The sequence below is a fragment of the Paraburkholderia sp. SUR17 genome, assembly GCF_029536165.1.
Lineage (GTDB): Bacteria > Pseudomonadota > Gammaproteobacteria > Burkholderiales > Burkholderiaceae > Paraburkholderia > Paraburkholderia kururiensis.
On record NZ_CP120508.1, the window covers coordinates 1988873 to 2014671 of the forward strand.

Below are 25799 nucleotides of genomic sequence, written 5' to 3' on the forward strand. Positions count from 1 at the left end.
TCACGCCCCGAAGGCTCCGTATGATGCCGCAGCGCGGCATGCCCCGCAAACCGCGGCCCGGCCTCGTGCGGGCCGCCCGCGAAGCCATCCGGCCACGGACGAAGAAACCACGCGAGCGGTGCCGCCGCGCCGCAGGTCCCCGAATAACCGCGCCCATGACCGATACGCCCCTTCTCGAAGCCCGCGCCATCGTGCGCCGCGATGCCGAGCGCGGCCAGCTGCTGCTCCACGCCGCCAGCCTCGCGCTGCATGCGGGCGACCGCGCCGCCGTCACCGGTCCCTCCGGTTCGGGTAAGAGCGTGCTGCTGCGCGCGCTCGCCCTGCTCGATCCGCTCGATGGCGGCGACGTGTGGTGGCACGGCCAACCCGTCTCGCGCGAGGCGATGCCGCGCTACCGGCGCAACGTCGCCTACATCCGCCAGCGCCCCGCCATGCTGGACGGCACCGTGGAAGACAACCTGCGCTATCCGTATTCGCTGCGCGTCTACCGCGACGTTTCGTTCGACCGCGAGCGCGCCGCGGCACTCGTGCGCGCGGCGGGACGCGGCGACGACTTCCTCGCACGGCGAGCAAGCGAACTCTCCGGCGGCGAAGCGCAGATTGCGGCGCTCGTGCGCGTGCTGCAACTCGATCCGCAAGTGCTGCTGCTCGACGAACCCACGGCGTCGCTCGACCCCGAGTCGTCGCGCGCCATCGAATCGCTCGTGCTCGCATGGTTCGAGGCCTGCGACAGCGGTACGACCCAACGCGCCGCGATCTGGGTCTCGCACGATCCCGCCCAGGCGCAACGCGTCAGCAACCGGCATCTCACGATGCGCGCCGGCGTGCTCGGCGGAATGGACGCGAACGCAGAAACGGACGCGAACCCAGAAGCGCCCGCCGCCGCAGCCACGGCGCCGCTGGAAACCCGGCCCCGGCACGAAGGCAAGCAACCCGCGACGCAGTCCGATTCGACCACCCCGAAGGAGTCCCCGCGATGAACACGAGCCTGCAAAACCTCAGCCTCGTCGACGTCGGCATCGCGGCGTTGCTGATCGTGGTGAACGGCGCGGTGTCGGTGCTGCTCAAGCTCGATCTCGAACGCAAGCTCGCCTGGGCCGCGGTGCGCACCGTGGTGCAGCTGCTCGCGATCGGTTACGTGCTCGGATGGGTGTTCCAGTACGACCGCTGGTACGCCGTGCTGCCGTTGATGGCGCTGATGACGCTGATCGCCGGTTTCGCGGGCGCGCAGCGCGGCTCGCGCACCTACGCGGGCCAGCGCGCGGACAGCATCGTCTCGATCTGGGTCAGTTCGTGGCTCGTAGCGGCCGTCGGGCTCTTCGTCGTGATTCGCATCCGGCCGTGGTACGCGCCGCAATACGCGATTCCGATACTCGGCATGATTCTCGGCAACACGCTGACCGGTGTGTCGCTCGGCGTGGAGCGCATGACCGAAGAACTCACGGCCCGGCGCGACCGCGTCGAAATGGCGCTCGCATTGGGTGCCACGCGCTGGGAAGCGGCGCAGGAGCCCGCGCGCCAGGCGGTGCGGGCCGGCATGATTCCTACGCTCAACCAGATGGCCGTGGTAGGCGTGGTGAGCCTGCCCGGCATGATGACGGGCCAGGTGCTCGCGGGGCAATCGCCGCTGCAGGCCGTGCGCTACCAGATCGTGATCATGTTTCTGATCGCCGCGTCGTCGGCGCTCGGTACCGTGGGCGCCGTGCTGCTTACCTACCGGCACCTGTTCTCGGCCGAGCACCGCTTTCTCGCGGCGCGGCTCGTGGAGCGAACGGCGGGCCGCGCCTAGCGTTTGGCAGACACGCTGACCTGCGTGCCGTCGGTGAGCGTGACGGTCTTCACCGTGCCATTGGTGGGCATCGCGAAGCGCAGCACCTGGTTCGTCGCTGCGAAGGTCGGACAGGTCAGCGTCTTGCCGCCGCTCTTCACCGTCGCCTTGCCGCGCGGCGCCTGCGCCTGGAAGCTCAACTGCACGGTAGCCGTGCCGTCGCTCGCGACGATGGGCGCAAGGCGAATCCGCGTCTGACGCAGCAGCGCACCGTTCGCGTCGAGCGGCAGGTCCGCGTAGCCGGGGCATTGGTTGTTCACGCTCACGGAGCCGCCGGGCGGCACGGTCTTCCACGTGAAGTCGTCGGTCTGGCCGGACCGCAGCGTGCGCGTCTCCTGCGCGTTGCCGAACTCCTTCGACACGACCTTGACGGTGTACTGGATGGGACCGTCGGGCGGCGTCTGCGACGTCACCTTGACGGGCGGCGCGGCCTCGGCCTTCGTCATGAATCTACCTCCCGAAACGACGGCAAGTACGGCTGCGGTAACAACGGCCCGGCGTGTACGGCGGGAGCTCATACCTCACCTCCTTGTTGTGGCGCCGCGCCATCGCGCGTTCAAACGGCCACGCATGCGGCGCGGTGCTGCCTTCCAGTCTTAGGGTGTCCTGCCAGTCTAACTCCACCCCGCGACCGCCGCGACGCGCACCGATTCAGGTATTCCCCCGCTTGTCGCCGCGCGTTTTTTGCGCGTGGCCCCGCCGCCCGGACCCGCGCATGAACCCCGCATGAGCCCCGCATGAACCCCGCATGAGCCTATGTGCCGCGCTCAGAACCCCGACAGCACGATCTTTCCGATAGCGCGCCCCGCCTCCAGCAGTTGATGCGCATGCCTCACGTTCTGCGCGTTGATCGTGCCCAGATGCTGGCCTACGGTGGTGCGCAGCGTGCCCGCATCCACGAGGCGCGCAACTTCGCCCAGCAGACGGTGCTGTTCGATCATGTCGGGCGTGCCGAACATGGAGCGCGTGAACATGAACTCCCAGTGAAAGGACGCGCTCTTCGCCTTGAGCAGCTCGACCGGCACGGGCTTCGCGTTCTCGACGATCGTGCAGATGGCGCCCTGCGGCTTCACGATCTGCGCGGCGGCCGGGAAGTGGGCGTCCGTGTCGTTGAAGAGCAGCACGTAGTCCACCTGCTCAAAGCCCGCAGATTTCATCTGTGCGGGCATATCGCCGTAGTGGTCGACGATGTGGTCCGCGCCGAGCCCGCGCGCCCATTTCGCCGATTCGGGCCGCGACGCCGTGGCGATCACCGTGAGCTTCGCGAGCCGTTTCGCGAGCTGGATGCCGATGGAGCCCACGCCGCCGGCGCCGCCCACGATCAGCACCGAGCGGCCCGCATCGGCGCCTTCGGGCGACACGCCGAGCCGGTCGAACAATGCCTCCCACGCCGTGATCGCGGTGAGCGGCAAAGCTGCGGCGTGCGTGAAGTCGAGCGAGGCGGGCTTGCTGCCCACGATGCGTTCATCCACGACGTGGTATTCGCTGTTCGCGCCCGGCCGCGTGATGCTGCCCGCGTAGAACACCGGGTCGCCCACCTTGAAGAGTTCGACCTCGGGGCCTACGGCGGCCACCGTGCCCGCAGCGTCCCAGCCCAGGATGCGCGGCGCTTTCTCCACCGTGTCTTTCGGTGCGCGCACCTTGTAGTCCACGGGATTGACGGAGATCGCCTCGACTTTCACGAGTAAATCGCGCCCTTGCGGCTCAGGCGTGGGGATGTCCACGTCGACGAGTGCTTCGGGATGGTCGACGGGCAGATAACGATAAAGACCAACAGCTTTCATCCGAGGCTCCTTACTGGAATGGAATGATGCGCCGGGCGCAGCACATGCCACGAGCGCGGCTGACGGCAGTCCGCTTTCCCCGATCTCCGCTCGCGTGCCCGGGGCTATACGTCGCCATACGTCGCCATACGTCGCTATACGACGCTATACGTCAATGTATGCCGTTGTATGCGGCTACGCGCTTCAGTTCTTCACGCCAAGCCGTTTTTTCATGGTCGCGGTAATGCGCTGGCGCGTCTTCGCATAACCGGCCCACGGGTCCTGCCGCAACGCGTCCAGCCGCTCGTGAAGATTCGCGATCGTCCACTGGTCGCCGGCCGTGGTGCCGGGAACCTCGTCCCACGTGATCGGCACCGAGACACCGAGCCCCGGCCGCGCACGCACCGAATACGCGGCGATGGTGCTCGACCCCCGGTTGTTGCGCAGGTAGTCCACGAATATCTTGCGCTTGCGATTCTGCGGGCCCATCTTCGCGCTGAACCGGTCCGGCAGCGTAGCGGCCATATGCTGCGCGACAGCCTGCGAGAAGGCTTTCACCTCGTCCCAGCCGGCCTGCGGCGTGAGCGGCACGACCACATGCAAGCCCTTGCCGCCGCTCGTCTTGCAAAACGATTCGAGGCCCAGTTCAGTGAGGATCGTGCGCGTGAGTTCCGCGGCTTCGATCATGCGGTCCCAGCCGAGCGCCGGGTCGGGGTCGAGATCGAACACCATGCGCTCGGGCCGCTCGATGTCCGTGACGAGCGCGTTCCACGTGTGCAGCTCGATCACGCCCATCTGCGCCGCGCCCACGAGGGCCTCGACGCTGTCGATGGTCAGGAGCGGCGCGTGGCCCGGATCGAGGCCCGCGTGCTGGGTGATGTGCGGAATCTCCAGCTTCTGCGCGTGCTTCTGGAAGAACAGTTCGCCGCCAATGTCGTCGGGCGCGCGCACGAGCGAAACGGGCCGGTCCTGCAGATGGGGCAGCAGCCACGGCGCCACCCACTCCCAGTAATGGACGAGGTCGAGCTTGTGCGTGCCGCTGTCGGGGTCGATCACCCGATCGGGATGCGAGATGCGGACGCCCGCCACCTCGGCCGATGCATTGCGCGAGCGGGCTTTCGACAGAGCGGATGCGCCCGATGCCGCCGACAACGTACCGCGTGCAGTAGGTGCAGTACGTGCAGTACGTCCAGCCTTCTTCGAGCGGGAGGGCTTTCCCACTGTTTCCCCGGTCTGCTGCATGGTGTCCTCCTCATTCGAACGGTCCTGTGCCGGTTCATCCGCGGATGCCGCCGCATGCACCGGCGCTTCGCGGGTCACCTGACGCGCGGGCTTGTCGCGGCGCAGGCTCACGAACGAGGCCTGGCGCACGAGGCCGTCGCCCGTCCACTGCGCGAAATTGCACTCGCAGACGAGTTCGGGCTTCACCCAGTGCACGGGCGTGCTGCTGCGCTCGCGCGGCATGGTCGCAAACGCCATGCGCTGCGTTTCGAGCGCGTCGAGTTCCTTCTTCACGGCGCGCAGCCTGGCGGCGTCGAAGCCCGTGCCGACCCGGCCCGCGTACTGGAGCTTGCCCTTCGCGTCATAGACGCCGAGCAGCAGCGAACCGAACGCCGCGCGGCTGCCCGCGGGCTCGGTATAGCCGCCGATCACGAACTCCTGCCGTTGCCGGCACTTCAGCTTGATCCACGACGACGCCCGCGCCGACGTGTAATGGCTATCGGCGCGCTTGGCGATGATGCCTTCGAGTCCGTTCGCGCAGGCGCCTTGCAGCAGTTCGTCGGGATTCACCGCGAAGTCCTCGGAAAAACGCAGCAGCCCGTGGGTGCGCTCGTCGACGTCGGCAAGGAGTGCGCGCAGGATCGCGCGCCGCTGCACGAGCGGCACGCCGCGCAGGTCGTAGCCGTTGAGAAACGGCACGTCGAACACGAAGATCGTGATGTCCTGGGGACGGTTTGCGTCGAACGCGTTCTGCAGCGCCTGGAAGTCCGGCATGCCGTGACGGTCTAGCACCACCGCCTCGCCATCGAGCCACGCGCATTCGAGGTCCAGCCGCTCGCACGCGCGCGCCTGGCGGCTGAACTTCGCGGTCCAGTCGTTGCCGGTGCGCGTGAAAATGCGCACCGTCTCTTTGCGCGCGTGATGGTCGATGCGCGCGAGTACGCGATAGCCGTCGAACTTGATCTCATAGACCCAGTCGTTGCCGGGCGGCGCGAAATCGACGAGCGTGGCGAGCTGCGGCTTGAGCGTGGCCGGCAACGCCGCCTTTACCGCGCCTTCGATGCCGGGCTCGCGCGCAAGCTCGCGCAGCGACTCGGTGTTGCGCGTGGCGACGATGTCGGGGCGGTCGGCCTTCGATGACTGCTTTGATCGGCGCGGGGTGCCTGCGCTGTTGCGGCGTGCCGCGCCCGCAGTGCCGGCTGGGCCTGCGGCACCCGCGGCACCCGCAGGCCGCGCCGCCGCTGCACCGCGTGGCGAAAGCACGCTGCCGGGGCGTTCGGCGAGCACGTCGTACTCGTCGGTGCGGCGCGCCTCTTCGTCGCGCTCCTTGATGAGCAGCCACTGCTCCTTGTCTCCGCTGCCGCGCATACCGCTTCGCACGAGCGTCCAGCCGCCGTGCAGCTTCGCGCCTTCGAGCCTGAACTTGAGCTTGCCCGCGCGGTAAGACTCGAGCGCCTCCTTTTCGCTGCCCGCGGGCTCCCACACGCCGCGGTCCCAGACGAGCACCGTGCCCGCGCCGTAGTTGCCTTCGGGAATCTCGCCCTCGAAGCTGCCGTATTCGATGGGATGGTCTTCGACATGAACCGCCAGCCGCTTCACCGACGGATCGAGACTCGGCCCCTTCGGTATTGCCCACGACTTGAGCGTGCCGTCCAGCTCGAGCCGGAAATCGTAGTGAAGCCGCCGCGCGTCGTGCTCCTGGATCACGTAGGACAGCGCATGGCCGTTGCCGCGCCGCTTCGCGCGCGCAGTGGCGGCGGCGGTCTTTCCTGTACCTGTACCGCGCGTACCGCGAGCGGCACGCTTCGGCGCGCCGGATGGCTCCGGCGTGGCATCGAAGCGGCGTTTGCGCTGATAGGTGTCGAGTTTGCCGGCCATGCCCGTTTGCCTTTGCTTGTGCCTTTGCTTGTGCCTTTGCTTGTGCCTTTGCTTGTGCCTTTGCTTGTGCCTTTGCTTGTGCGTTTGCCTCAACCTGCTGCTGCGCCTCGCGCCATCACGCCGCGTGCCGCTTTCTGTGCGGCGTTTCCTTGCGCGCGGTTTCGCTGGTTTTGCGGCCTGTGCCGCGCGAGGTCGAGCGCGCCGTTGTGCGGCCCGTGCCGCGCGCGGCGGCGTGGCTGCTTCGCGCAGTCGTGCCGTTTGTCGCACGGGTTGTCGTGCCTGCGCCGTCGCCGCGCGCACGGCTACGCGATTTGCCGCGCTTGCCGTCCTCCGATGCTTCGCCGCCCGACGGGTCGTCGTCCGGCTCTTCGTCGCGCTCGGCTCGCCCGCTCCCTCGGCCCTTGCCGCGCCCGAGGCTGCGCCGCAGCAGCTCCGAAAGATCCAGGATGTCGGCGCTACGCCGCGGCCGCGGCTCTTCCGGCGTTTCGATCTCTTCGGTCTTGCCTTCGCGGATCTTGCGCTCGACAAGTTCGAGCACGTCGTCGCGGAACGTGTCGTGATAGCGCTCGGGGTTCCAGTCCTCGCTCATGTCGTCGATCAGCTTTTTCGCCATGTCCAGTTCGCGGGCCGTCACGCCGGCCTTCTTCGCGTCTTCGGGCGGCAGCGTGAGTTCGCTCACGGGCCGGATCTCGTCGGCCCAGCGCAGCGTGTTGAGCGCGAGCACGGGCCCGAGCGGCACGAGCGCAGCGAGATGCTGCTTGTTGTGCATGACCACGCTCGCCACGCCGATCTTGCCCGACGCCTTCAAGGCTTCGCGCAGCAGCGCGTAGACCTTCTCGCCCTTGCGGTCCGGCGCGAGGAAGTACGGCGTTTCGAGATAGAAGAACGAGATGGCGGGAGCATCCACGAAGGCGAGGATGTCGACGGTCTGCGTGGATTCGGGGTTCGCCGCGCGGATCTCGTCGTCGGAAAGCACGACGTACTTTTCCTTTTCGTACTCGTAGCCGCGCACGATCTGCTCGCGCGGCACGTCCTTGCCGGTGCGCTTGTTGATCTGCCGGTAGCCCACCGGGTCCATGGACCGCTTGTCGAGCAGATGAAAGCTCACGTTCTCCGAACGCGTCGCCGGAAACAACTGCACCGGCACGTGCACGAGGCCGAAACTAATCGCGCCTTTCCAGATCATGCGTGACATGTTGCGCTCCCAGGTCTTGAACGAAGAACCAAGCAGCATGCGTGCCTGAGCACCTGAAGCCAGTACGGGTCGCGACAGGGCCGCCTCGAGCCCCACCTCGAGCCGCTTAGCGCCGCCCGGAGCCGCCGGCGCTCGCTCAAGCGGAACAGCGGCAAGTCCGCGCGAGGCGCGTTGGCCCTGGGTTGGCCCTGGGTTGACCCTGGGTTGGCCCTGGGTTGACCCTGGGTTGGCCCTGTAACGCCTGCGCCACGGCGTGCAAAAGCTGCCGATGACCAGGAACGCCAGCACGACACCGACTCCCGAGCCGCAAACCCGCCCCCGCTGCCACGGCACCGGATCGCCCGCCCCGAACCGTTACAATAGCCGGATTTTCCGCGCCCCTTCTTCTCCGACTATCCCGCCTCGCGCGCTGCTGCATAGCCCATGAATCTCGTCATCCAGGCCTCGTCGCCGTTCAACCCGGCCCACCAGAAACCGCTCGTCGCGTTGGCACGCGGCCGCCGCGCCGTCGAAATCGACGCGCACGCCATTCGTATCGAAGACGCCGATCCGGCGCAGCGTCCCGACCTCGATGTCTATTGCACCACCCACGCGCTCGACTACGCCTTCGTGGAGCCGGGCCGCTCGCTCGCGGACTTCGGGCTCGTGACCATGGACATGGACTCCACGCTCATCACGATCGAATGCATCGACGAGATTGCGGATTTCTGCGGGCTGAAGGCCGAGGTGTCGGCGATTACGGAAGCCGCGATGCGCGGCGAGATTCAGGACTTCAACGAAAGTCTGACGCGCCGCGTCGCCCTGCTCGCGGGGCTCGACGCGAACGTGCTCGGGCGCGTCTACGAAGAGCGGCTGCGCCTTTCGCCCGGCGCCGAACGCATGCTGGCCGGCGCGAAGGCCGCGGGTCTGAAAACACTGCTGGTGTCGGGCGGCTTCACGTTCTTCACGGAACGGCTCAAGGCGCGGCTCGGCCTCGACTACACGCGCGCCAATACGCTCGAAATCGTGGACGGCAAGCTCACGGGCAAGGTGGTGGGCGAGATCGTGAATGCCGACGTGAAGGCGCGCACGCTGCTCGAAACCTGCAAGGAAATGGGCATCGACCCGCGCCGCGCCATTGCGATGGGCGACGGCTCGAACGACCTCAAGATGATGGCGGCGGCCGGACTTTCGGTGGCGTTCCGCGCCAAGCCCGTGGTGCGCGAGGCCGCCAGCGTGGCCTTCAACTTCGTTGGCCTCGACGGGCTGTTGCGCCTGTTCTGAAATGGCGGGCGGCGTGGCGGCTCATGTTTGCTGCCTGACATCGCCGCCCCCGACTCACCTCGTCACACGACATTGGCCGCGTTGCCGGTTGCCGTTGCCGCATAAGGCGGCGACCAGCAAGGCCGCAACGCCTTCGCTAGCCGAGGCCGATCCAGGCTCATCCAGCCTGACCCAGGCTGACCCAGGTTAATCGAGCGCCGCGAGACAGCGTTCGATATCGGCCTGCAGATCGGCCTCGTCCTCGAGTCCCACGTAGAAGCGCACCAGCGTGCCGCGATACGGCCAGCGGCTCGCGCTGCGCATCGACGCCACGTCGTACGGCATGGCCAGACTGTGCGCGCCGCCCCAGCTCCAGCCGAGCGAGAACAGCTCCAGCGATTCGCAGAACGTGTCGATCTGCGCGGGCGTGTAGCGCTCGTCGAACACCACCGAAAAGAGGCCGCCCGCGCCGCTGAAGTCGCGCGCGAAAAATTCGTGGCCGGGGCAGTCGGACAGCGCGGGGTGCAGCACGGCGGCAATCTCGCTGCGCGTCTTCAGCCACTTCGCGAGCGCGAGCGCGCTGCGGTCGTGCTGCTCGAAACGCACCTTCATACTGGGCAGGCTGCGCAGGATCAGCGAGCAATCGTCCGACGACACGCCGATGCCCATGCGCATGCGCGCGAGCTTGAGCTTCAGGTGCAGTTCCTTGTCCGCGGTGATGGTGGCGCCCATCAGCACGTCGCCGCCGCCCGACTGGTACTTCGTGAGCGCCTGCACCGAAATATCCACGCCGTGTTCGAACGGACGGAACGCGAGGCCGGCCGACCAGGTGTTGTCGATCGCGGTGATCACGTTGCGTGCGCGCGCGACGGTGGTGATGGCCTGCACGTCGGGCACTTCCATCGTGACCGAGCCCGGCGCCTCCAGCCAGATGAGCTTCGTTTCCGGGCGGATCAACCCGGCAATGCCCGCACCGATCATCGGATCGTAGTAGCGCGCCGTGAGACCGAAGTCGTGCGCGAGCCACTCGGCGTGGTCGCGGTTCGGCGAGTAGACGTTGTCGGGAATGAGCACGTCGTCACCCGCCTTCACGATGCCGAAGTACACGTTCGAGATGGCCGAGAGCCCCGAGGGCTGGAGCAGCGCGTGATTGCCGCCCTCGATCGCGGCAAGCCGCTGTGCGAGCGTGAGCGAGGTGGGCGTGGCGTGCAGGCCGTAGCGCCACTGCGCGTCGTTACGCCAGTCGAGCGCCCGCAAGGTGGCGAGATCGGGAAAGACGACGGTGGATGCCCTCGTGACGGGCACGGCGAATGACTCGAAGCCCGGCGTGAGCTGGTCTTCGGCGCGCACGATGCGGGTCTGGAGGCGGCGGTTCGGCTTGGAAGGCGGTTGGGTCATGGCAGCGAGCGCGACGGGAACGTTATTGGATGAGGATGGTAGCGGCGCGAGCGGACTGAATGACCGATGCCCGGCGCGCGCTGCGTAGACTGAAGATTAGCCGAGGTCGCGGTGCGCAAGGTGCCATGTGCAAGGTGCCATGTGCAAGGTGCCGCCAATGCGGCCGCGACGTGGATGCTGTCAGCGGGACAGCACCGCGCGCAGTACCCGGCCGCGCAATGCTTACCCTGGAGGACCATCGGTGCGCGATCAATCGCCGATGGTGAGATTGCTCACGCCGCCCACGGCATGCGCGCCGGCAGCAGGCGCCGACGACGAGGCCGCCGCCGCACCCACCGGCGGCTGCGCCGCGGGCTGGGACGGTGCAGCCGCCGCCTGGGCTGGGCCCTGCACTTGCCCCTGCACTTGCCCCTGCACTTGCGCCGCGGGCTGGGCAGCCCCGGCCGGCACCGGTTGTCCCGCCGCCAGCGGATGCAGGTCGAACGGTTGCGGGTCCGAATCGTCGACGTTCATGCGATCGCCTTGCAGCACGCCGTCCGGCCCGAACTTGCCGACCCAGTTGCCGGTGATGTGCGTGCCGTCGTTCGACTCCTCGACTTCCAGCGTGTCGCCTTCGCGGTCGCCGGCAATCAGGATGACTTCGCCCGTGTCGGTGAACTGATACTCGCCGTGCACGCCGGAAGGATCGTCGGTCTTCGGTCCGAGCCGCAGCACGATGGCACGCTTGCCGAGCGTGCCTGTGTAGCGCGGGAACTTCGCGAATTCCGGGCTGGGCTTGAGCGGCAACTGGATGGGCGGCGGCGCGGCGAGTTCCTTGACGGCGTCGCTTTGCGCTTGCGCGGCGAGCGGCACGCTAGCGCTCAGGGTGGCCGCGAGCAGCGCGAAGGTCAATGCGAAGGCCCTGGCGTGGCCAGACTTCAAGCGGCCGGCCCTGGCGCTGCCCGACCTGACGCGGCCCGACCCGGCTCCCTTCGAGCCGGTCGCGCTCATCGCATCGCACTCGCCCGCCGCACTCCGTGCAACGGTCGCGAACCTCGCCAGCCGGTCGGCGATTCCCATGTTGCCCAACCTCGTTGCCTGCAATCCTTCCATCAGCCCTCTTCCTTGCGGCTGCCGCGCCTTGCCCATCGCTTGCCGGCGTGCCGCGTATTCAGATCCGTTCGAACACGGCCGCAATGCCCTGCCCGCCGCCGATGCACATCGTCACGAGCGCGTAGCGGCCGCCGATGCGCTGCAGCTCGTACAACGCCTTCACCGTGATCAGCGCGCCCGTCGCGCCGATGGGATGCCCCAGCGAAATGCCGGAGCCGTTCGGGTTCACCTTCGCGGGATCGAAGCCGAGTTCGTTGCTGACCGCGCAGGCCTGCGCCGCGAAGGCCTCGTTCGCTTCGATCACGTCGAGGTCACCCACCGTGAGGCCCGCGCGTTCGAGCGCCTTGCGCGAAGCCGGCACGGGGCCGATGCCCATGTAGGCGGGATCGACGCCCGCGTGCGCGTAAGCGACGAGGCGCGCGAGCGGCTTCACGCCGCGCTGCTGCGCGACGTCGGCGGACATCAGCACGACGGCCGCGGCCGCGTCGTTGATGCCCGACGCGTTGCCCGCTGTCACCGTGCCGTCCTCCTTCGCAAACACCGGCCTCAACTTCGTGAAGTCCTCCGGCGACGCCTCGGCGCGCACGTGTTCGTCGGTGTCGAAGACGGTCTCGCCCTTCTTCGTCGCCATCGCGATCGGCAGGATCTGGTCCTTGAAGTAGCCGTTCGCGATGGCGCGTGCCGCGCGGCGGTGCGATTCGAGCGCGAGCGCGTCCTGCGCCTCGCGCGTGATGCCGTACTTGCGCGCCACGTTCTCCGCCGTCACGCCCATATGCACCGACTGGAACGGGTCGTTGAGCGCGCCCACCATCATGTCGACCAGACGCGCGTCGCCCATGCGCTGGCCGAATCGCGCCGCCGGCATCGAATACGGCGCGCGGCTCATGCTCTCGGCGCCGCCGCCGATCGCGATGTCCGCATCGCCGAGCAGGATGCTCTGAGCCGCCGAGACGATGGCCTGCAGACCCGAGCCGCAGAGCCGGTTCACCGTGAGCGCCGGCACGTGCTGCGCGACGCCGCCGTTGAGCGCGGCCACGCGCGCGAGGTACATGTCCTTCGCTTCGGTGTGCACGACGTTGCCGAACACCACATGGCCCACCTCGTCGCCCGACACCTGCGCGCGCGAGAGCACTTCGCGCACCACGCGCGCGCCGAGATCGGTGGGCGCAAAGTCCTTGAGGCTGCCGCCAAAATCGCCGATGGCGGTGCGCACACCGCTTGCCACTACGACTTCCCGTTGCATGGTCTGTCTCCCTTTTTGTGCTGCGAATGTGTAAGCGCTGAGAAGGTATCGCTCAACCTGCGAGCGCGCGTTCGACCGTCTCGCGTAGCGGAATGGGCGCGACGGCACCGAAGCCCCGAGTGGAGAGTGCGGCCGCCACGTTCGCGTAGCGCGCCGCGGCGAACGGGTCGTCGCCCGCTACGAGGCGCGCCACGAAGGCGCCGCCGAAGCAGTCGCCGGCGCCCGTGGCATCCACCGCGTCCACGACGTGGCCCGGCACGACGCGGCGCTCGTCCGGCGTCGCGACGTAGGCGCCGTCGCGTCCCAGCTTGAGCGCTACCACGCGCGGCCCGTGGGCGAGCAGAAAGTCCACGATCTCGTCGCGGCCCGTGAGTCCGGTGAGCGCGGTCACGTCGTCCCAGCTCGGCAGGCAGATGTCCGTTTGCCGGATCGCTTCGAGCATCACGGCGCGCGCCCGCGCGAGCGGCCAGAGCTTGAGCCGCAGGTTCGTATCGAAACTCACGCGCACGCCGTTCGCCCGCGCATGGTCGATGGCGGCCAGCGCAGCGTCGCACGCGGACACGCTGATCGCGAGACTGATGCCGGAGAGGTGCACGACCTGGGCAGCCGCGATCGCATCGAGCGGCAGGTCCCGCGGCGCGTAACGGCTCGCCGCCGAACCCGCGCGCAGATAGTCGAACTCATGGCCCGACGGCCCGTGCGAGACGAAGTACACGCCCGTGGAGGCGCCGCCGTCGGTGCGTACATACGACGTATCGACACCTTCGCGCTGCCACAGATCGAGCAGCAGACGCCCGAAATGATCGCTGCCCACGGCGGACACGAAGCCCGTCGCGGCGCCCTGGCGCGCGGCCGCAATGCAGAAGTTCGACGTGTCGCCGCCGAAACCCTGCAGGTACTCAGGCGCGTTCGGGGACACCTGGTTGAACTCGATCATCGCCTCGCCGAGCGCGAGGATCTGCGGTGTGCCGTGACCTGTGGAAGCTGCCGGACCCGTGGATGCCATGGCTCAGACCTCGCCCCACAGGTCGTGGCCGTCCGCGCCCGTGATCTTCACGGAAACGAAATCGCCCACCTTGTAGCGCTTCGAGGGCTTCGAAGGCGGCGCCACGTAGACCACGCCGTCGATCTCGGGCGCATCCGCGGCCGTGCGGCCAATGCCGCCGTCGGCGTTCACTTCGTCCACGAGCACCTTCAGCGTCTTGCCGACCTTGCGCTGAATGCGTCTGGCCGACACGGCTTCGGCCACTTCCATGAAGCGCGCGCGGCGTGCTTCGCGCACGTCGTCTGGCAAGGCGCCGTCCAGCTCGTTCGCGCTCGCGCCTTCCACCGGCGAGTAGGCGAAGCAGCCCACGCGGTCCAGTTCGGCTTCGCGGATAAAGTCGAGCAGCGTTTCGAACTGCTCCTCGGTCTCACCGGGAAAGCCCGCGATGAACGTGCTGCGGACGGTGAGCTCCGGGCACACCTTGCGCCAGGCCTGCACGCGCTCGAGCGTCTTTTCGGCGTTGGCGGGCCGCTTCATGCGCTTCAACACCTCGGGGTGCGCGTGCTGGAACGGCACGTCGAGATACGGCAGCACGTGGCCCTTGAGCGGCCCTTCGGCCATCATCGGAATGATTTCGTCGACGTGCGGATACGGGTAGACATAGTGCAGCCGCACCCACGCGCCGTACTGCGCGGCCAGTTCGCCGAGCGCGCCCACCAGCTCGGTCATGCGCGTCTTGAGCGGTCGGCCGTTCCAGAAACCCGTGCGGTATTTCACGTCGACGCCATAGGCGCTCGTGTCCTGCGAGATGACGAGCAGTTCCTTCACGCCGGAGCGAAACAGGTTCTCGGCTTCGAGCATGACTTCCGCGACGGGGCGCGAGACGAGGTCGCCGCGCATCGACGGAATGATGCAGAAGGTGCAGCGATGATTGCAGCCTTCGGAGATCTTGAGGTAGGCGTAGTGGCGCGGGGTGAGCTTGACGCCCGCCGCCGGCACCAGGTCGACGAACGGGTCGTGCGGCTTGGGCAAATGGCTGTGCACGGCCTGCATCACCTCGCCCACGGCATGCGGGCCCGTCACGGCCAGCACCTTCGGATGCACTTCCTCGATGAGACCCGTGCCGCTCGCGCTCTTCTTTGCGCCCAGGCACCCGGTCACGATCACCTTGCCGTTTTCGGTGAGCGCTTCGCCGATGGCGTCGAGGCTTTCCTGCACCGCCTCGTCAATGAAGCCGCAGGTGTTGACGACGACGAGGTCGGCGCCGTCGTAGGTGCCCGAAATCTCGTACCCCTCGGCACGCAACTGGGTGATGATCTGTTCGGAATCGACGAGGGCCTTGGGGCACCCCAGGCTGACGAAGCCTACTTTGGGGACGGCGGGCTGGGCGGAATCGCTGGATGAAGCGGGGGAAAGGCTGGGCGGCATAAGAGAGGTCCGGCGCAATGACGACAATGGCGGCGAGACAGTCGCACACGGTCACGCATGCGCCGCCTCGCGGAGTTCCTCGCGCGCGGCGGGCGCCGGCGCGTAACCGCGTATTGTACCGCGCGGGGCTGTGGGAGGCGCCCGGCTGGTTCGGTGCGAGAGGCGCTGGGCGCGCCTTGTGTAGCAGCGCCCGCCGCTTCGGTCGCAACGGAATCGACTGCGTTGCGCGGGCCACGCTTGCCCCGGCGCAACGCAGCGGCTCACGGCTATGTGCGGCGGCTTTCGGTCTGCCTTCAGACCGAAAGCCACCATGTTTGCCGCCGTTTGCCGCGGTTCGCCGCGGTTCACCTTTACTTGCTCTCCGGTTCCTTGTCCGGATTCGGCTCGCCGCGCGCCGCTCCGGCCGAAGGCGAAGCGGAACCGCTGCTGCCGCCCGCGCCCGGGGCGCCCCCCGGCTGCTTGAACGGGAAGCTGCTGAACATCGTCTTCGCCTGGTTCTGCATCTGCTCCTGCATCTGCACGAACATGTTCTTCGACTGCTCGATGTAGCTCGTCATCATGCCCTGCATCATCGGCGCCTGCATGTTCATGAACTGGGACCAGACCTCCGGGTTCATCGCGTTGCCTTCGTACAGGTTCTTCGACTGGTCGGCGAGCTTGTTCTGGATGTCGATGAACGCCTGAATGTTCTTCTCCAGGTACGTGCCCATCATGCCCTGCATCGCATGGCCGTAAAAACGGATGATCTGCGAGAGCATGGACGACGAGAACATCGGCAGCCCGCCGCTCTCCTCCTCGAGGATGATCTGCAGCAGGATGCTGCGCGTCAGGTCCTCATTCGTCTTCGCGTCGATGACCTTGAAATCCTCCTGGTCGAGCACGAGCTGCTTGACGTCGGTCAGCGTGATGTACGTGCTCGTTTCAGTGTCATACAGCCGACGGTTGGGATACTTCTTGATCAGTCGTTCGGCGCTCTTCTTTGTAGTCGTCATGTATCGCCCTTTCGCGCGTAACAGCGCAGAAACGGCGCCCGCCCGGCGCACGGCCATCCGTGCGCGAACATCGCGCCGCCAACCTTCTTCTGATCCGTGGGCGCCCTTGCAGCACCGGGCGCCGGCAGGATCAGCCCATGTGCAGACCGCCGTTCAGCGAGAAGTCCGCGCCGGTCGCAAAGCCCGACTCGTCCGACGCCAGCCACCCGACGATCGATGCAATCTCGTCCGGCGAGCCGAGACGGCGCACCGGAATCGTGGCGACGATCTTCTCCAGCACGTCGGGACGGATCGACTTGACCATGTCGGTGCCGATGTAGCCCGGCGACACGGTATTGACGGTCACGCCCTTGGTCGCCACTTCCTGGGCAAGCGCCATCGTGAAGCCGTGAATGCCAGCCTTCGCGGTGGAATAGTTGGTCTGGCCGAACTGCCCCTTCTGCCCGTTGACCGACGAGATGTTGATGATGCGTCCCCAGCCGCGCTCCACCATGCCGTCGATCACCTGCTTGGTCACGTTGAAGAGACTCGTGAGGTTGGTGTCGATCACCGCCGTCCAGTCTTCGTGCGTCATCTTGCGGAACACGACGTCACGCGTGATGCCCGCATTGTTGACGAGTACGTCGACCTCGCCCACTTCGGCCTTCACCTTGTCGAACGCTTCGCGCGTGGACTCCCAGTCCCCAACGTTACCTTCCGACGCGACGAAATCGTAGCCGAGCGCCTTCTGGTCTTCGAGCCATTTCACGCGGCGCGGCGACTTCGGACCGCATCCGGCAATCACCCTGAAACCCTGCTTGTGCAGGCGCTGGCAGATGCTCGTGCCAATGCCGCCCATGCCGCCCGTTACATATGCAATTCGTTGTGACATAAACCACGCTCCGTTATCGTTTTCGGGGCACCGACTGGCGGCCCCATGCCTCGCCCCTCTACCGCTCCTCCTGCTGACCTCGGATGCTGCGCCTACCCGCTCCTACACGCTGCTGCACGCTACGCCGCCGCACCGTGCGCGGCGGCGTAGCGCCGGTGAATCAATGCGGCATTACACGCGCTCGACAGCCAGCGCGACGCCCATGCCGCCGCCGATGCACAGCGAGGCCAGGCCGCGCTTCGCGTCGCGCTTCTGCATTTCGTGCAGCAACGTGACGAGAATCCGGCAGCCCGACGCGCCGATCGGGTGACCGATCGCGATGGCGCCGCCGTTCACGTTCACCTTCGACGTATCCCAGCCCATTTGCTTGTGCACGGCGAGCGCCTGCGCAGCGAACGCTTCGTTGATCTCCATGAGGTCGAGGTCCTGCACCGACCAGCCTGCGCGTTCGAGACAGCGGCGCGAGGCCGGCACCGGGCCCATGCCCATCACCTTCGGGTCGACGCCCGCATTCGCGTACGCCTTGATGCGTGCGAGCGGCGTGAGGCCCAGCGCTTCGGCCTTCTTCGCCGACATCACCACGACCGCCGCGGCGCCGTCGTTGATGCCTGAGGCGTTCGCGGCCGTCACCGTGCCTTCCTTGCTGAATGCGGGCTTGAGACCTGCCAGCGATTCGGCGGTCACGCCGTGCCGCACGAACTCGTCGGTGGCAAAGCGCAGCGGTTCGCCCTTGCGTTGCGGGATCTCGACGGGCACGATCTCGTCGTCGAAGCGGCCGGCCTTTTGCGCGGCTTCGGCCTTGTTCTGCGAGAGCGCCGCGAACGCGTCCTGCTCTTCGCGCGTGATGTTGTATTCCTTCGCGACGTTTTCGGCCGTCACACCCATGTGGTACTGGTTGTAGACGTCCCACAGGCCGTCCACGATCATGGTGTCGACGAGCTTCGCGTCGCCCATGCGAAAGCCGTCGCGCGAGCCCGGCAGCACGTGGGGCGCCGCGCTCATGTTCTCCTGGCCGCCCGCGACCACGATCTCGGCGTCGCCCGCGATGATCGCGTTGGCCGCGAGCATCACGGCCTTCAGGCCCGAGCCGCACACCTTGTTGATGGTCATGGCCGGCACGGCCGTGGGCAGGCCCGCCTTGATCGACGACTGGCGAGCCGGGTTCTGGCCGCTGCCCGCTGCGAGCACCTGGCCCATGATCACTTCGCTTACCTGCTCGGGCTTCACGCCCGCGCGCTCGAGCGCGGCGACGATCACCTTCGAGCCCAGTTCCGGCGCTGCGATCTTCGCGAGCGAGCCACCGAATTTGCCCACCGCCGTGCGGGCGGCCGATACGATCACGACATCAGTCATTTCAGGTTCCTTCGGGCATCAGTGCGCCGGGCGGCGCGAGCCCTTCGAGTTAAAAATCCGTCCGGCCAGGCGAATGGCCGATACGCCGTGCGCTTCAGTCGCGCTGCAGCACGTAGCGTCCTGGCGCCGGCTCGATCTCGGGAAACTCCGCCGAGCCGGGCTGCGTGCGCGCCTTGATCTTGCGTCCCGCGTACTGGTCGAGCCAACTCACCCATTCGGGCCACCAGCTGCCGGGCACTTCCTCCGCCGCCTCGAACCATGCGTCGGCGTCTTCCGGCAGATGCTTGCCGTCGCCGCGCACAGTCCCGCGCACAGTCCAATAACTGCGCTTGTTTTTCGAAGGCGGATTGATCACGCCCGCAATGTGGCCCGACGCACCGAGCACGAATCGCAGCGGCCCCGTAAGGAGCGGCACCGAGGCGTACGCCGTGCGCCAGGGCACGATGTGATCTTCGCGCGAACCGTAGATGAAAGTGGGCACGTCGATGCGCGAGAGGTCGACCGGCTCGCCGCAGACGGTGAGCGCGCCCGGCTCGCGTAGCCGGTTCTCGAGATACGTATTGCGCAGGTACCACACGTACATCGGGCCCGGCAGGTTCGTCGAATCGCTGTTCCAGTACAGCAGGTCGAACGGTGCCGGGGTGCGCCCTTTGAGATAGTTGTCGACCACGTAGTTCCATACGAGATCGTTCGGACGCAGGAACGAGAACGTGTTCGCGAATTCGACGCCGCGCATCAGGCCCGGCATCGCGCCGTCCTTGCCGCCGATGGTCTGCTCGCGCATCTGCACGTGCGCCTCGTCGACGAACACGTCGAGCACGCCGGTGTCCGAGAAGTCGAGCATCGCGGTGAGCAGCGTCATCGAGGCGGCCGGATGTTCGCCGCGCGCAGCGGCCACGGCGAGCGCCGCAGCGAGCAACGTGCCGCCCACGCAGAAGCCGAGCGTATTGATCTGCTCGCGCCCGCTGATGCTGCGCACCGTTTCGATCGCGGTGAGCACCCCCTCTTCCACGTAGTGGTCCCAGCTCTTGTGCGCAATCGACGCGTCCGCATTGCGCCACGAAACCAGATAGACCTGGTGGCCCGACTCCAGCGCGTACGCGACGAGCGAATTCTCGGGCTGCAGATCGAGAATGTAGAACTTGTTGATACACGGCGGCACGATGAGCAGCGGCCGCTCGCGCACCGACGACGTACGCGGCTTGTATTGGATCAGCTGCATCAGGTCGTTCTCGAATACGACCGAGCCTTCCGTATTCGCAAGATTCTTGCCGACCACGAAGCGCGACTCGTCGGTCTGCGAAATCTTGCCGCGCTGCAGGTCGGCGAGCAGATTCATCACGCCCTGACGCAAGCTCTCGCCGTGACTCTCGAGCAGCGTCTTTTGCGCTTCGGGGTTGAGTGCGAGGAAGTTGCTGGGCGAAGCGGCGGCGGTCCATTGCTGCACGGCGAAGCGAATGCGCTCGCGCGTCTTCGCGTCGGTCTGAAGCGCATCGACCAGCTCATGCAGATAGCGTGCGTTGAGCAGATACCACGCGGCCGTGAATGCATAGGCCGGCGTTGTCTTCCATGCGTCGGCCGAGAAGCGGCGATCTTTGAGTTCGGGCGGGGTCTGGGCCGTGTCGGCTGCCTGTTGCAGCAGTTGCATCGCCTCGCGCGAATAGTCGGATTGGAGCGACTGCAAACGCTCGGGCGCAATGGATGCCGTGGGCAGTTTCAACGCCTGCAATGCGGAGAACGGCGAAGACGCGAACGATGCGGCAGCCTTGGTGAAGTCGGGCATCGGCGGCATGGCCGGCATCGAAGGCATAGCGCCCGCGTTGAATGCCCCAGCCGCGCCCGGTGCGCCGAGCGGCCACCAAGGCCACGCGGACGCCGCACCTGCGCTTTCGTTCTTACCGGCACCATTTGCACCATGGGCACCGGCGGCGCCATGGCGTGCCGCATTCGCCGCAACCGCGGCGCCTTCCTGCACCTGTTGAGTGGCAGCATTCGCGAGCGAACGCCAGGCATTGAGCCAGGCATCGAACATCTGCTGCATGCCGGCAGCGTCCGGCGAGGTTTGCTGCGTGCTGTGCGCCGAAGCGTTGTTACGCGAGGAAGCGGAGGAATCTCGTGATGCAGCCATACCTGCTGTTGACCGGTGTGCCCCGAAGGACGGGTTGAGAGGCAGGTTGCATGCGCACGGGCCGATTGCTCGCGACCTCGACGCCCTGTCCCGTGGATGGGAAACATTCTTGCTCCCCACCAAAAGCCATGTCAATGCTTGGTCCCGATTTTGCCGCAGTGCGATATTTTTTTTATTATCGTTTTCCCCCATCCGTTATGCTGCGCAGCAATTCGCGCACGCGCACGATGCGTAATGGGACGGCAAAGGGACGGCGAAGCCATGCGGGGCGGCCTCTTGCGACTGCCGCGCTGAGACAGGATGTCGCGAACATGCCGATATGTGCGGTGCCGCGCAGAACATGGCGTGCGACGGCTTCTGCGCAGATGCTGCATTCGACATGCGGCATCTGCGTAACCGGTTCGCTCGCGCCTCGTGCATTCGTCGTGCGATTGCAGCCGCCATACGTGATTGCAGCCGCGATACGTCAATGACTCGCGCAGTATCCATTCATCCGCGCGTCCCGCATTTGCTCGCGCGGCGGCGAATTGATCGCACGGTCATGCCGCACGTCACCCCGCATGTCACCCTTCAATCGTTGAGCCAGATCATGGCCGCCATGCGTCCCGTTACGCGATCGCGCCGGTAAGAATAGAAGTGCTCGCGATCGGTGACTGTGCAGTGGTCGCCGCCTGCAATCGATTCAATGCCGATTGCATTCAGGCGCAAACGCGCAAGCGCCGGCAGGTTGGCCAGATATTTGTCGCGCGTATGCGGATGCGCGACGAACGCACTCGCCGTTCCGGCCGCGATGGCAGACGACGTTCTCGCCTGTCGCGACTCGTCCACATCGGGCAAGCTGTTCATGAAGACGTCACGCACGTCTGCGCCGACTTCGAACGCGGCCGGACCAATGGCGGGGCCGAGATAAACCTGAAGCGACTCGACCGCACAACCGGCCTGCGCGGCCACGCGTGCAGCGGTCTTTTCGATCACGCCCGCAGCAAGCCCGCGCCAGCCCGCATGCGCGGCACCCACGGCACGTCCTGCCGGATCGCAGATCAGCACCGGCATGCAATCGGCAACCATCACTACGCAGGCCACGCCTGCCCTGGCGGTCACGCTCGCATCGGCGCGCAGCGGCGTACCGTCCGTGTCCAGCGCGGAGAGCGCGTCTTCCGCCTGCACCACCTCGCTGCCGTGTACCTGTTCGAGCCATGCGGGCCGCGCGCCAGCGAGCGCGACGAGACGCGCGCGGTTGACCTCGACGTGCGCGAGATCGTCGCCGGTATGTGTGCCGAGGTTCAGGCCGCCGGGCCCGTCGGCGCCATCGCGCCAGCGGCCGTAGGGCGGCTCGCTCACACCGCCGTTGCGTGTCGTCACGCATGCGCGCACGCGCGGCGAGACGGTCCAGCCGGGTTGGAGCACGTCGGCGAGTGTCAGATCAGGCACGGTCATGCGCGAGGGTCCTTGTCTTCGTCGGAAGACGGATCGTAGCCGCCTTCGTCGGTATCGTCATAGGGTTCGTCTGCGTACGTGTCTTCGTCTGCGTCTTGTTCGTACGAATCGTCTTCGTACAGGTCTTCTTCCGCAAAACCGTGAGCTGCGTCCTCGGCGCCGAAGCCGAGCGCTGCGATCAGTTCCTGCATGTCTTGCGGCACCTCGGCGCGCCAGCGCATGGGTCGGCCGGTACGCGGATGCACGAGGCCGAGCTGCCACGCGTGCAGCGCCTGACGAGCGAAACCACCAGGCAACGGCGTGACGGAACGCTTGCCGCGCGCGCGTCCGTACACGGGGTCGCCCAGCAGCGGATGACCGACGTGCGCGCAATGCACGCGAATCTGGTGCGTGCGGCCCGTCTCCAGATCGCAGTGAATCGCGCTGACGGGCTGACCCTGCCAGACCGTCGAGTCGACCAGCCGAAAATGCGTGCGCGCCGGCTTGCCCGAAGCCCCCGCCACGACCGCCATGCGCGTGCGTTCGCGCGGATCGCGTCCAATGGGCGCGTCGATGGTGCCTTCCTCGGGCATGTTGCCCCACACGAGCGCGAGATAACGGCGCTTCACTGTGCGCGCCTGCAACTGGCGCACGAGATCGGTCTGCGCCTCGAGCGTGCGCGCCACGACCATCAGGCCCGATGTTTCCTTGTCGAGCCGGTGCACGATGCCCGCTCGTGGCAGCCCCGCCGCCGCCTCGCCATAGCGATGCAGCAGGCCGTTGAGCACGGTGCCGCTCCAGTTGCCCGCGGCGGGATGCACGACGAGCCCGGCCGGCTTGTCGATCACGACGAGCGTGTCGTCCTCATAGACAATCTCGAGCGGCACCGGCTCCGGCGTGAACGCCAGTTGCTCGGGCAAGAGGTCGGGCACGAGTTCGATCGTCGCGCCAAGCGGCACCGGCTGGCGGATCTTTGCGGGCGCTCCGTTCACGCGCACACGCTGCGCCTCGATCCACGCCTGCAGGCGGCTGCGCGAAAATTCCGGGAAGACTTTGGCGACCACCTTGTCGAGTCGCTCACCGGCCAGTTGAGGCGGCACCTCGGCCACGCGCGGCGCGGCCGCGTCGCGTTGTGGGACCTCGGCGCCGACGTCCGCTCCGCGGCCGGAAAGCGCGAGTTCGTCGCTCTCCAGTTCGTCGTCGAGCGGCTCGCCTGCAACTGCGTCGTCGGGCGAGCCGCCCAGGCTATAATCGCTGCTGTTTTTGGCGCCGGCTGCTGCGGCGTCCCGAGGATCTGAACGGGTCATTGAGTTGGGTCGACTGGACCTGAAGCTGAACTGGAAAATGCGAGCCTTGAACACCACTACTCCATCCGGCCCACGCGCCGCACGGGTCACTGACCAGCAAGCGGCGCGACTCGCGGCACATTGCGGGGCCCAACATGAAGCGCAGGAAGCGGCCGAAGGAACGATCCGGTCGGGCTCGCGCACGGCTCGCGGCATCGTGAAGTACGCGGTTTGCGCCGCGGCGCTGGCCATCGTGGCAGCCTGCCATGGTCTGCCGGAAAAAACCGACGAGACAGCGGCCTGGCCGAACAACAAATTATATACGGAGGCCCAGGACGCGCTCTCCGGCAGCGACTGGGGCAAGTGCGCGAAGTACTTCGAACTGCTTGAAGGTCGCGACCCGTTCGGCCACTTCGCCCAGCAGGCGCAGATCAATGTGGCGTACTGCAACTGGAAGGACGGCGAAACGGCCGCCGCCGACGACGCCGTCGACCGCTTCATCCGGCTGCATCCGGATCACCCCGACATCGCCTACGCGTACTACCTGAAGGGCATGATCCACTTCAACGACGACCTCGGTCTGTTCGGCCGCTTCTCCGGCCAGGACATGAGCGAGCGCGATCCGAAGTCGCTGCGCGAGTCGTATGACGCGTTCAAGACCGTGGTGGACCGCTACCCTAACAGCAAGTACGCACCGGATGCGGCGCAGCGCATGCGCTACATCGTGAACGCGCTCGCCTCGCACGAAGTGCACGCCGCCGACTACTACTATCGGCGCGGCGCCTATGTGGCCGCCATCAACCGCGCGCAGCTGGCGATCAAGGAGTATCGCAATGCGCCCGCTATCGAAGACGCGCTGCACATCATGATGCTGTCGTATCAGAAGCTCAACGAGCCGCAGCTTGCGGACGATACGAAGCGCGTGCTGGCCTCCACGTTCCCGGACAGCCCGTACGTCACCGGACACGCGCGGCCCACCAAGGCGAAATCCTGGTGGCAGTTCTGATCTGACCGCATCGCTGTTCTCAAAACAAAAACGCCACGGCATTGCGCCGTGGCGTTTTTCTTTACAGCCCGGGTTGCGCTTGCGGCGGACCGCAAGCACGACCGCCCGCTTAATCCCCTTCAGTCCCGCTCGAACAGCGCGATCGACTCGACGTGCGAGGTATGCGGGAACATGTTCACCACGCCCGCGCCCTTGAGCCGGTAGCCGGCTTCGTGCACGAGCAGACCCGCGTCGCGCGCGAGCGTGGCGGGATTGCACGACACGTAGACGATGCGCGACGGCAGCGGACCGTCGCCCGACTGCGCGATCTCCGCGAGTGCCTTGGACACCGCAAGCGCCCCTTCGCGCGGCGGATCGACGAGGAACTTGTCGAAATGTCCCAGCGCGCGCATGTCGTCGGCGCTCACCTCGAACAGGTTGCGGCACGCGAACGACGTGTGCCCGTCCACACCGTTCTCTTTCGCGTTGGCAAGCGCACGCGTGGTCAGCGCCTCGCTGCCTTCGATACCCACCACCTCGCGCGCGAGTCGCGCGAGCGGCAGCGTGAAGTTGCCGATGCCGCAGAAGAGATCGAGCACCCGGTCGCTTGCAGCGGGCGCCAGCAGCCGCAACGCACGGCCCACCAGCACACGGTTGATCTGGTGATTCACCTGCGTGAAATCGGTCGGCTTGAACGGCATGCGGATGCCGAACTCCGGCAGCGTGTAATCGAGCTGCGCATCGAGCGGATAGAACGGGAAAACGGTGTCCGGTCCCTTCGGCTGCAGCCAGAACTGTACGTTGTGCTCGTCGGCAAACGCGCGCAGCAGCGCCTCGTCGGCGGCGTTGATCGGCTCGAGAATGCGCAGCACCAGCGCCGTCACGCTGGAGCCCACCGCGAGTTCGATCTGCGGCATGCGTTCCTTGATCGACAGCCCCTCCACAAGATGCCGCAGCGGCACGAGCATTGCTGAAACGTGAGGCGGCAGCACTTCGCAGCTCGTCATGTCGGCGACATAGCTGCTCTTGCGCTCGTGAAAACCCACCAGCACGCCGCCCTTCTTCGGCACGTTGCGCACGGTGAGCCGCGCGCGATAGCGGTAGCCCCACGACGGGCCGTGGATGGGCCGGAACATGGTTTCGGCGCGCAGCTTCGCGAGATGCTGAAGGTTGTCTTCGAGCACCCGCTGCTTCACGGCAATCTGTGCCCGCACGTCGAGATGCTGCATCGAACAGCCGCCGCAGGTGCCGAAGAATTTGCACTGCGGCACGGTGCGCGTCACGCTTTCGCGCAGCACGTCGACCACCTGGGCCTGCTCGAAGCTCGGCTTCTTGCGATAACTGGAGTACGTGACGCGCTCGCCCGGCAGCGCGCCTTCGACGAAGATCACCTTGCCGGGCTGGCCGTCGTCGGTCACGGTGCGGCCCACGCCGCGCGCCTCCATGTCGAGCGACTCGATTTCGAGGGTCGGCGCCTGAAACGCGGTTTGCGGCG

20 protein-coding genes are annotated in these 25799 nt (G+C 66.8%); 4 read left to right on the forward strand and 16 right to left on the reverse strand.

Going from position 1 to position 25799, the window contains the following annotated elements; translation table 11 throughout:
• Positions 1 to 155 precede the first annotated feature (155 nt).
• Both P2869_RS08760 and fetB read left to right on the forward strand, forming a co-directional pair.
• Positions 156 to 980 carry an ATP-binding cassette domain-containing protein gene (locus P2869_RS08760; protein ID WP_277596229.1) on the forward strand — a complete coding sequence of 275 codons (825 nt, stop codon included), beginning with the start codon at positions 156 to 158 and terminating at the stop codon, positions 978 to 980.
• On the forward strand, positions 977 to 1789 hold the full coding sequence (gene fetB, locus P2869_RS08765) for an iron export ABC transporter permease subunit FetB (protein ID WP_126877338.1): 813 nt from the start codon (positions 977 to 979) through the stop codon (positions 1787 to 1789). The genes P2869_RS08760 and fetB overlap by 4 nt, the downstream gene beginning before the upstream one ends.
• Here fetB and P2869_RS08770 read toward each other — a convergent pair.
• The 4 genes from P2869_RS08770 to P2869_RS08785 all read right to left on the reverse strand — a co-directional run bounded on the left by P2869_RS08770 (position 1786) and on the right by P2869_RS08785 (position 7885).
• On the reverse strand, positions 1786 to 2346 hold the full coding sequence (locus tag P2869_RS08770) for a DUF6013 family protein (protein ID WP_277596230.1): 561 nt from the start codon (positions 2344 to 2346) through the stop codon (positions 1786 to 1788). The genes fetB and P2869_RS08770 overlap by 4 nt on opposite strands.
• A gap of 249 nt (positions 2347 to 2595) precedes the next feature.
• Positions 2596 to 3612: a zinc-binding alcohol dehydrogenase family protein gene (locus P2869_RS08775; protein WP_277596231.1), complete on the reverse strand. Its 1017-nt coding sequence runs from the start codon at positions 3610 to 3612 to the stop codon at positions 2596 to 2598.
• Between the two features lie 183 nt (positions 3613 to 3795).
• The gene (gene ligD / locus P2869_RS08780; RefSeq protein WP_277596232.1) at positions 3796 to 6690 is read right to left on the reverse strand and encodes a DNA ligase D; all 2895 of its coding nucleotides are present in this window, start codon (positions 6688 to 6690) and stop codon (positions 3796 to 3798) included.
• Positions 6691 to 6805: 115 nt separating this feature from the next.
• Complete coding sequence (locus P2869_RS08785) at positions 6806 to 7885, reverse strand: Ku protein (protein WP_277596233.1); 1080 nt, start codon at positions 7883 to 7885, stop codon at positions 6806 to 6808.
• 423 nt (positions 7886 to 8308) lie between these two features.
• On the opposite strand from P2869_RS08785, the gene serB reads away from it, so the two are divergent.
• Positions 8309 to 9148 (forward strand): phosphoserine phosphatase SerB, encoded by an 840-nt coding sequence (gene serB / locus P2869_RS08790; protein WP_277596234.1) that lies wholly within the window; start codon positions 8309 to 8311, stop codon positions 9146 to 9148.
• 186 nt (positions 9149 to 9334) lie between these two features.
• On the opposite strand, the gene P2869_RS08795 is transcribed toward serB, so the two are convergent.
• The 11 genes from P2869_RS08795 to P2869_RS08845 all read right to left on the reverse strand — a co-directional run bounded on the left by P2869_RS08795 (position 9335) and on the right by P2869_RS08845 (position 23340).
• Positions 9335 to 10525, reverse strand: a complete 1191-nt coding sequence (locus P2869_RS08795; RefSeq protein ID WP_277596235.1) for a cystathionine beta-lyase — start codon at positions 10523 to 10525, stop codon at positions 9335 to 9337.
• A 249-nt stretch (positions 10526 to 10774) separates the two neighbouring features.
• Positions 10775 to 11515, reverse strand: coding sequence for a hypothetical protein (locus tag P2869_RS08800; protein ID WP_277598085.1), 741 nt, complete (start codon positions 11513 to 11515; stop codon positions 10775 to 10777).
• 160 nt (positions 11516 to 11675) lie between these two features.
• Positions 11676 to 12860, reverse strand: a complete 1185-nt coding sequence (bktB, locus tag P2869_RS08805; RefSeq protein ID WP_277596236.1) for a beta-ketothiolase BktB — start codon at positions 12858 to 12860, stop codon at positions 11676 to 11678.
• Positions 12861 to 12912: 52 nt separating this feature from the next.
• Positions 12913 to 13866, reverse strand: a complete 954-nt coding sequence (locus P2869_RS08810) for a sugar kinase (protein ID WP_126877344.1) — start codon at positions 13864 to 13866, stop codon at positions 12913 to 12915.
• A gap of 3 nt (positions 13867 to 13869) precedes the next feature.
• The gene (gene rimO / locus P2869_RS08815; RefSeq protein WP_017773770.1) at positions 13870 to 15273 is read right to left on the reverse strand and encodes a 30S ribosomal protein S12 methylthiotransferase RimO; all 1404 of its coding nucleotides are present in this window, start codon (positions 15271 to 15273) and stop codon (positions 13870 to 13872) included.
• A 350-nt stretch (positions 15274 to 15623) separates the two neighbouring features.
• Positions 15624 to 16265, reverse strand: a complete 642-nt coding sequence (phaR, locus tag P2869_RS08820; protein WP_277596237.1) for a polyhydroxyalkanoate synthesis repressor PhaR — start codon at positions 16263 to 16265, stop codon at positions 15624 to 15626.
• A gap of 130 nt (positions 16266 to 16395) precedes the next feature.
• Positions 16396 to 17136: a 3-ketoacyl-ACP reductase gene (locus P2869_RS08825; RefSeq protein ID WP_026121238.1), complete on the reverse strand. Its 741-nt coding sequence runs from the start codon at positions 17134 to 17136 to the stop codon at positions 16396 to 16398.
• A 171-nt stretch (positions 17137 to 17307) separates the two neighbouring features.
• Positions 17308 to 18489 carry an acetyl-CoA C-acetyltransferase gene (locus P2869_RS08830; protein ID WP_199539980.1) on the reverse strand — a complete coding sequence of 394 codons (1182 nt, stop codon included), beginning with the start codon at positions 18487 to 18489 and terminating at the stop codon, positions 17308 to 17310.
• Positions 18490 to 18583: 94 nt separating this feature from the next.
• Positions 18584 to 20530 carry a class I poly(R)-hydroxyalkanoic acid synthase gene (gene phaC, locus P2869_RS08835; RefSeq protein WP_277598086.1) on the reverse strand — a complete coding sequence of 649 codons (1947 nt, stop codon included), beginning with the start codon at positions 20528 to 20530 and terminating at the stop codon, positions 18584 to 18586.
• 657 nt (positions 20531 to 21187) lie between these two features.
• On the reverse strand, positions 21188 to 22054 hold the full coding sequence (gene pgeF / locus P2869_RS08840) for a peptidoglycan editing factor PgeF (protein ID WP_277596238.1): 867 nt from the start codon (positions 22052 to 22054) through the stop codon (positions 21188 to 21190).
• A complete protein-coding gene (locus tag P2869_RS08845) occupies positions 22051 to 23340 on the reverse strand; it encodes an RluA family pseudouridine synthase (RefSeq protein WP_017773763.1) in 1290 nt (429 codons plus the stop codon). The genes pgeF and P2869_RS08845 overlap by 4 nt, the downstream gene beginning before the upstream one ends.
• A gap of 163 nt (positions 23341 to 23503) precedes the next feature.
• On the opposite strand from P2869_RS08845, the gene P2869_RS08850 reads away from it, so the two are divergent.
• Entirely contained in the window at positions 23504 to 24325 is an 822-nt protein-coding gene (locus P2869_RS08850; protein WP_199540176.1) for an outer membrane protein assembly factor BamD, read from the forward strand.
• A gap of 119 nt (positions 24326 to 24444) precedes the next feature.
• On the opposite strand, the gene rlmD is transcribed toward P2869_RS08850, so the two are convergent.
• Complete coding sequence (gene rlmD / locus P2869_RS08855) at positions 24445 to 25749, reverse strand: 23S rRNA (uracil(1939)-C(5))-methyltransferase RlmD (protein ID WP_277598087.1); 1305 nt, start codon at positions 25747 to 25749, stop codon at positions 24445 to 24447.
• Between the last annotated feature and the right edge of the window lie 50 nt (positions 25750 to 25799).